At 54.9% G+C, this 6,946-nt stretch carries 7 protein-coding genes; 5 read left to right on the plus strand and 2 right to left on the minus strand.

The features are described 5' to 3' along the window. Window positions 1-55: 55 nt before the first annotated feature. From argC to erpA, 4 genes are all read left to right on the plus strand, one after another. Window positions 56-1,084 carry an N-acetyl-gamma-glutamyl-phosphate reductase gene (gene argC, locus SKTS_RS01990; RefSeq protein ID WP_173059564.1) on the plus strand — a complete coding sequence of 343 codons (1,029 nt, stop codon included), beginning with the start codon at window positions 56-58 and terminating at the stop codon, window positions 1,082-1,084. Between the two features lie 95 nt (window positions 1,085-1,179). Then, window positions 1,180-1,821: a DUF6776 family protein gene (locus SKTS_RS01995; RefSeq protein ID WP_173059567.1), complete on the plus strand. Its 642-nt coding sequence runs from the start codon at window positions 1,180-1,182 to the stop codon at window positions 1,819-1,821. Between the two features lie 18 nt (window positions 1,822-1,839). After that, window positions 1,840-2,256: a bactofilin family protein gene (locus SKTS_RS02000; RefSeq protein WP_173059570.1), complete on the plus strand. Its 417-nt coding sequence runs from the start codon at window positions 1,840-1,842 to the stop codon at window positions 2,254-2,256. 52 nt (window positions 2,257-2,308) lie between these two features. Beyond that, window positions 2,309-2,659 (plus strand): iron-sulfur cluster insertion protein ErpA, encoded by a 351-nt coding sequence (erpA, locus tag SKTS_RS02005; RefSeq protein ID WP_173059573.1) that lies wholly within the window; start codon window positions 2,309-2,311, stop codon window positions 2,657-2,659. Window positions 2,660-2,707: 48 nt separating this feature from the next. On the opposite strand, the gene SKTS_RS02010 is transcribed toward erpA, so the two are convergent. Continuing rightward, entirely contained in the window at window positions 2,708-3,805 is a 1,098-nt protein-coding gene (locus tag SKTS_RS02010) for an anhydro-N-acetylmuramic acid kinase (protein ID WP_173059576.1), read from the minus strand. Between the two features lie 9 nt (window positions 3,806-3,814). Beyond that, entirely contained in the window at window positions 3,815-5,215 is a 1,401-nt protein-coding gene (locus SKTS_RS02015; protein WP_342343002.1) for an OapA family protein, read from the minus strand. A gap of 14 nt (window positions 5,216-5,229) precedes the next feature. On the opposite strand from SKTS_RS02015, the gene tyrS reads away from it, so the two are divergent. Then, window positions 5,230-6,429 (plus strand): tyrosine--tRNA ligase, encoded by a 1,200-nt coding sequence (tyrS, locus tag SKTS_RS02020; protein ID WP_173059580.1) that lies wholly within the window; start codon window positions 5,230-5,232, stop codon window positions 6,427-6,429. The last annotated feature ends 517 nt before the right edge of the window (window positions 6,430-6,946 follow it).

Below are 6,946 nucleotides of genomic sequence, written 5' to 3' on the forward strand. Positions count from 1 at the left end.
CCTAACGATGTGCGTCCTTTTATGATTAGTGTCTTTCTGTCGCAGAGGCGTTGTTATGATCAAGGTGGGGATTGTCGGTGGCACGGGGTACACCGGTGTCGAGTTGCTGCGCTTGCTGGCGCAGCACCCCGAAGCGCATCTGGAAGCCATCACGTCGCGCAAGGAAGCCGGAATGGCGGTGAGCGACATGTTCCCCAACCTGCGCGGGCGCGTAAATCTGAAATTTCAGGACCCGGCTGAAGCGCCTCTGCATCGCTGCGACGTGGTGTTCTTCGCCACCCCCAACGGCGTTGCCATGCAACAGGCCAAGGCACTGGTGGACGCCGGTGTGAAGGTGATCGACCTGGCGGCGGATTTCCGTATCAAGGATATTCCCCTATGGGAAAAGTGGTACGGTATGACGCATGCTTGCCCGGAACTTGTTGCCGAGGCGGTATATGCGCTGCCGGAAATCAATCGCAGCGAAATCAAGGGCGCACGGGTGATCGCCAATCCGGGGTGCTACCCGACCGCGGTGCAGCTTGGTTTCATGCCGCTCATCGAGGCGGGCGCGATAGAGCTACAGGGCCTTGTCGCTGACTGTAAATCAGGTGTCTCCGGCGCGGGGCGCAAAGCCGAGGTGGCGACGCTTTTCAGCGAGGCGTCGGACAATTTCAAGGCCTATGGCGTGGCCGGGCACCGCCATCTTCCGGAAATTGTTCAGGGCTTGTCGCGGCGGGCGGGCGCATCCGTCGGGCTTACTTTTGTGCCGCATCTGACGCCCTTGATTCGCGGCATTCATGCCACGCTCTATGCGCGCCTCACTAAAGAGGTGGATTTGCAGGCGCTGTATGAACAACATTATGCCAGCGAGTATTTTGTCGATGTGTTGCCGGCGGGGGGGCATCCGGAAACCCGTTCGGTGCGTTCTGCCAATTTCTGTCGTATTGCGGTGCACCGGCCGCAGGGTGGCGATACGGTGGTGATTCTCTCGGTCATCGATAACCTGGTCAAAGGAGCTGCTGGCCAAGCGGTGCAAAACATGAACATCCTCTTCGGCTTGCCCGAGGCGACCGGATTGCAGCAAATTCCCATCTTGCCATGAGGAAAGTGGCTCGCGCCGTCAAACGCCGATATGGTCTTAGCGCGCGGCGGGTGGCTGTGCGAACGCATGTCGCGTGGTATTGGCGCGGCTTGTTCATGGCTGTGGCCTTGGGCTGTGGCATCGGGTTGGCTTGGTGGATGTACGATATCGGGAGCCAGTTTGCCGGGTTCGATCGCGGCGCTACGGACCGGGAATTGGTGCAGTTGCGCGACAAGGTCAAGCAACTCGAGGCGGATAACGGGCGATTGCGGACTGTTCAGGTTGCTGCCGACCGCCATAGCCTGATTGACAATGCTGCGCAGCAAGATACAGAACGCGCGCTCAAAGGGTTGCAGGATGAGAACGCGCAGTTAAAGGAGCAACTCGCCTTTATTCGCGGAGTAAGCTCTGGCGAACGCGGTGGCGGAGTGACCGTTTCTCGTTTCAAGGTCGAGCCTGGAGCGGCAGGGGTGTATCGCTACCAGCTGCTGCTGGTCCGGGCTGGGCAGCAGGATAAGGTTTTTCAGGGGCGTCTGCAACTGGTGGTGACAACGCAGGATGGTGGAAAGAATGTTTTGCGAACTTTTCCGGCCGATGCATCAGCAAAGGGGAAATTTGTCGTCAGCGTGAAGTCGTATCAGAAGTTGGAGGGGGAATTCCAAGTGCCTCCTGCAGCAGTGGTCAAGAGTGTTGAGGCGCGTGTTTTTGGCGAGGGCTCTTCCCAGCCAAAGCTCAGCAAGACATTCAATTTGTCGTGACAGAAAACGAGGATGAGCATGTTCGGTAAAAAAGCCCCAAAACCACAAAGTCGCATCGATAGCCTGATAGGCAGCGGTACGCGTATCGAGGGTAATATTTCCTTTTCCGGGGGGTTGCGTGTCGATGGCGAGATACGGGGGAATGTCCGCGCCGAGGGTGGGCAGCCCAGTACACTCGTGCTTTCCGAACAGGCTCGCATAGAAGGGGTGATCGAAGTTTCCCACCTCGTGGTAAATGGCACGGTGGCCGGCCCTGTTTACGCATCGGAATATGTGGAACTCCAGTCCAAGTCGAGAGTCACAGGTGACGTGTATTACAAAACCCTGGAAATGCACGTGGGCGCAATTGTCGAGGGGAAACTGGTTCACCAGGAACAGCTCGCACTGCCTTCCCCGGTTTCTGTGGCGATCGAGGGGCGACTAGTAGTTGACTAATTCGCTTTAGTTTAGCAGAATATGATTTTGCATTAATTTTAGGAGTATGAATATGAGCGCAGTGACCGAAATGCCCAGCCCGTTGACCTTTACCGATAGCGCGGCTGCCAAGGTGAAAAGCCTGATCGAGGAAGAGGGTAGTGCTGATCTGAAGCTGCGCGTATTCGTCTCCGGTGGCGGGTGCTCGGGTTTCCAGTATGGCTTTACGTTTGACGAAGTGACCAACGATGACGATACCGTGATCGAAAAAAATGGTGTGTGCCTGTTGATCGATCCGATGAGCTTTCAGTATCTGGTGGGCGCCGAGATCGACTACACAGAGGGTCTGCAGGGCGCGCAGTTCGTGATCAAGAATCCGAATGCAACAACTACCTGCGGTTGCGGATCTTCATTCTCTGCCTGATCAATTGCGGGGCTGAATGAAAAAAGGGGCTAAGGCCCCTTTTTTCATTCATGCGTTGTAAATCGCCCCTAGTATTCTTGGTCCTTGTGCGCCGGTTACTTCCGGCAGGTTGCCGGGCTGGCTGTGCCGTGTGCGATAGGCCAGCCAGGCAAAGGCTGTCGCCTCCACCCAGTCAGTTCCGATGCCGAATTCGTCAGTGAGTTTTAATGGCAGCGGGGCCAGCATTTCTGCCAGTCTTTTTCTCAATGCCGTGTTATGTGCGCCACCGCCGCACAGATAGATTTCATCGGCCTCCCCGCAATGTCGCCGGATGGCGTCCGTGATCGAGCGTGCGCTGAGTTCCAGCAAGGTGGCCTGGACGTCTGCCGGGGCGTAACTGCCGTAAAGGAAAGCTTGCAGCCACTCCAGATGGAACATGTCACGCCCCGTGCTTTTGGGCGGAGCGGCAGAGAAAAAAGCGAAATCCAGCATGTTATGGAGCAATTCGGGTATCAGTATCCCGCTCGCAGCCCAGGCGCCATCACGGTCAAACGGCGAGCCTAAGTGCCGCTGTGTCCAGCCATCGAGCAAGAGGTTGCCCGGTCCACAGTCAAAACCGGTGACTGCTCCTGTCGCCGGCAGCCATGTCAGATTGCTAATGCCGCCGATGTTGACGATAACGCGGTTGCGCTGTGCAGAACGGAAAGCTGCAGCATGGAAAGCGGGAACCAGCGGTGCGCCCTGTCCGCCTGCTGCAATATCGCGGCTGCGAAAATCGGTTATCACGCTAATGCCTGTCAGTTCGGCAAGCAGTGCGGCATTGCCGATCTGGATCGTGAAACCAAGGTCCGGGCGATGGCGGATCGTCTGGCCGTGGCAGCCAATTGCAGAAATGGCCAAAACGGGATGCATGGTTTCATTTAGGAGTGTCTGAACGGCGCTCGTATAGCGTGATGCTAACGCGTTCCCCGCCAAGGAGGCGCGAAGTAATTCGTTGTGTCCGGCCTGGTTAAGCGCTAGCAACTCTTGGCGCAGGTCATCATCGAAAACTTGGAAAATGGCATGGACGAGACGGCTTTTACCCTCGCTGATTTCGACTAAAGCTGCATCCACGCCATCCAGGCTGGTGCCGGACATGAGGCCGACATATAGTTCGGAGGCGTGCACGGCCGGGGCTTAGTCGAGTGCGGCGAGATTGGTGCCGCGCAACAGATCCAGGTTCGCCAGAAGAGGCTGAGCTATACGGTTGAATTCAGCCTTCTGGTTCGCGGCAATGGGAAACGCAGTCGGCACTTCGATCGAAAGCGGATTGCGTTGCACGCCAGCCACCTTGAACTCATAGTGCAGATGTGGGCCGGTGGCCATACCGGTCATGCCGACATAGCCGATGACGTCGCCCTGGCTGATGTGTTGGCCTTTGCGCAAACCGCTGGCAAACGCGGAAAGGTGGCCGTATACGGTTTCGAATTTACCCTGGTGCTTCAACACGATGACGTTGCCGTAGCCGCGCTGTGCCCCAACCTGTTCCACCACGCCATCAGCCGTGGCCTTCACCCTGGTGCCGATCGGTGCGCCATAATCAACCCCCTTGTGTGCACGCCATTCTTTCAGAATGGGGTGAAAACGGGCGGTTGTGAAGCCGGAAGTAACGCGCGAAAACTCCAATGGTGAACGCAAAAAAGCTTTACGCAGGTTCTTTCCGTCAGCTGTGTAATATCCACCGTGCCCATCATTGTCCTGGAAATATACTGCCCGGTATGATTTTCCGCTGTTGATGAATTCCGCGGCCAGGATGTGGCCTGTTTTGACCAGTTCGCCCTTGTTGTAGAAGGCTTCGTACTCGACGGTAAATTTATCGCCGCGTTGTAGGTCGCGGTGGAAGTCAATGTCAGTTGAAAAGATATCGGCCATTTGCACGGCAACAGCATCAGGCATATTGGCCGCATCGGTTGCGGCAAACAGGGAGCTTCTGATCTGGCCTGATTTCATAACAACCTGGCGTTCCAGGGGAAGTGCTTGCTCGCTGGTCTTGAAGTGATCGCCTTGTTTTTCAACCAGCAGCACGGTGTCGCCGCCGTAGTGGTAGCGTAAAGAAAGCAGTTCGCCATCTTCGGTGGTTTGTGCCTGAACGGTTTTCCCGGGTTTTAACTGATAAAGCGCTTGAGCATGCTTTGCTTCGTTCAGAAATGCCTGGATATCCTGAGTGTTGACATCGAGGCGGGAAAGCAGGTCTGCAACAGTGTCGCCGCGCTGTATGCGTTCCTCGCGCCAGAATTGCTGGGTCGACGCAGTTTGTGCGCTGATATTTGGTAATGCCAGGGACTCGACCACGGTGTGTACGGGAATGCGTTTGACATCGGTGTCTGGAGCGATACCGAAGGCAGCTACAACGCCGAACAGCGGAAGTGCGGAAAGGGCGACAATCCAGCGTAGTGGGAATTTTCGTTCGGTCTGAAAAAGCTTTTGGGATAAAATACTTGCTTTGTTGTTCTGCATGTTGCCTATATGGTTTTCGTGTTGAAGGTTGCGCGCAAGCTTAACAAAAAACCCGGGTAGCGGAAAGTTAATCTTTTTCAAGATTGGTAAATAAAATGAGTGAAGTCAACGAGGCTCTCCAGGCTATTAAACGGGGATGTAATGAATTACTGCTGGAGCAGGAGCTGGTCGAAAAACTGGCTACTGGACGCCCGCTGCGCATCAAGGCGGGGTTTGACCCCACCGCACCGGATCTTCACCTCGGGCACACCGTGCTTATTAATAAGCTGCGTCAGTTCCAGGATCTTGGACACGAAGTGATGTTCCTGATTGGCGACTTCACCGGGATGATCGGCGATCCCACCGGCAAGAATGTCACGCGAAAGCCTTTGACGCGTGACCAAGTGATTGAGAACGCGAGAAGTTACGAGCAGCAGATCTTCAAAATACTCGACCCTGAAAAGACGCTAGTGATGTTCAACTCCAGTTGGATGGGAGAAATGAGTGCTGCCGACTTGATCGCGCTGGCGGCCAAGCATACTGTGGCGCGAATGCTGGAGCGCGACGATTTTCACAAGCGTTATGCGTCCGGACAGCCGATCGCTATTCATGAGTTCCTGTACCCGCTCATCCAGGGCTACGACTCGGTTGCCATGAAAGCTGACGTCGAGCTGGGCGGAACTGACCAGAAGTTCAATCTGCTCGTCGGGCGTGAGCTGCAGAAGCATTATGGGCAATCCCCGCAGGTGGTCATGACCATGCCGATCCTGGAGGGCTTGGATGGCGTCAACAAAATGTCCAAATCCCTGGGCAACTATATAGGCATACATGAGCCGCCCAATGAGATGTTCGGCAAACTGATGTCTGTTTCCGATGATTTGATGTGGCGTTATATAGAGTTGCTGTCCTTCGAACCGCTGAGTGTCGTGGAGCAGTGGAAGAAAGATGTAAGCGACGGGCGTAACCCGCGCGACATCAAGGTCGGCTTCGCTCAGGAAATCATTACCCGGTTTCATAATAGAGCCGCAGCAGAAAACGCACTTGCGGAATTCGAGGCACGCTTCCGTCAGGGTGCCGTGCCTGACGAAATGCCGGAATTTAGCCTGCCGACGGTGGGCGATGGTTTGTCCATCGCCCAGGCGATCAAGCTGGCGGGCCTAACTGCAAGTACATCCGAGGCTATGCGGATGATCGATCAGGGTGGAATCAAGGTAAACGGCGAAAAGGTGAGTGACAAGGGTCTTTTGTTGAAGGGGCGCGACCCTTTTGTAATCCAGGTCGGGAAGCGAAAATTCGCGCGTGTGAGCCTTGTTTGAGTCTCGCGCGGAAGAGATAAGGGCTCTAACTCCATGATTCGGCAAAGGCGGCTAGTCTCCCTTTAACAAAGTTGAAAAATAAGTCTTGACCATCGTTCCAAGCCCCGTATAATGCGCACCTCTCGACGGCAAAGCGAAACAGCGAAAGCCGCCGGGAAGTGCGAAAATAAAGGGTTTGACAAAAAATTTAAGCCCTGTAAGATGCGCACCTTCGTTGCAGATCACCGCAACGAAGCGGGAAGAAAGCTTCAAAAAACTTCTTGACGTAGCGAACGGTGACTGTATAATGCGCACCTCTCGCTGAGACGAGAAGCGGTAAGTGAAGCAAAGCAGCAAACGTTCTTTAAAAAAATACAGCCAATAAGTGTGGGCGCTTGTCGGATGGGAAGTGTGGTTTTCAAGCTGTTTCGGCGGCCTGAATTAACCAGGCGACTCACAAGATACAAGTGCTTTGTGACAGCGATATGAAAATATGGTTGTTACTGTAATAAGCGCAAAAATGTTTTAAATTAAGCAG

The sequence above is a fragment of the Sulfurimicrobium lacus genome (assembly GCF_011764585.1).
In the GTDB taxonomy this organism is placed as follows: domain Bacteria; phylum Pseudomonadota; class Gammaproteobacteria; order Burkholderiales; family Sulfuricellaceae; genus Sulfurimicrobium; species Sulfurimicrobium lacus.

Bases quoted from the DNA above. Each gene is read 5' to 3' on its own strand.
- SKTS_RS02000 (WP_173059570.1), top strand. From the start codon at position 1,840: ATGTTCGGTAAAAAAGCCCCAAAACCACAAAGTCGCATCGATAGCCTG.
- SKTS_RS01995 (WP_173059567.1), top strand. From the start codon at position 1,180: ATGGCTGTGGCCTTGGGCTGTGGCATCGGGTTGGCTTGGTGGATGTAC.
- argC (WP_173059564.1), top strand. From the start codon at position 56: ATGATCAAGGTGGGGATTGTCGGTGGCACGGGGTACACCGGTGTCGAG.
- erpA (WP_173059573.1), top strand. From the start codon at position 2,309: ATGAGCGCAGTGACCGAAATGCCCAGCCCGTTGACCTTTACCGATAGC.
- tyrS (WP_173059580.1), top strand. From the start codon at position 5,230: ATGAGTGAAGTCAACGAGGCTCTCCAGGCTATTAAACGGGGATGTAAT.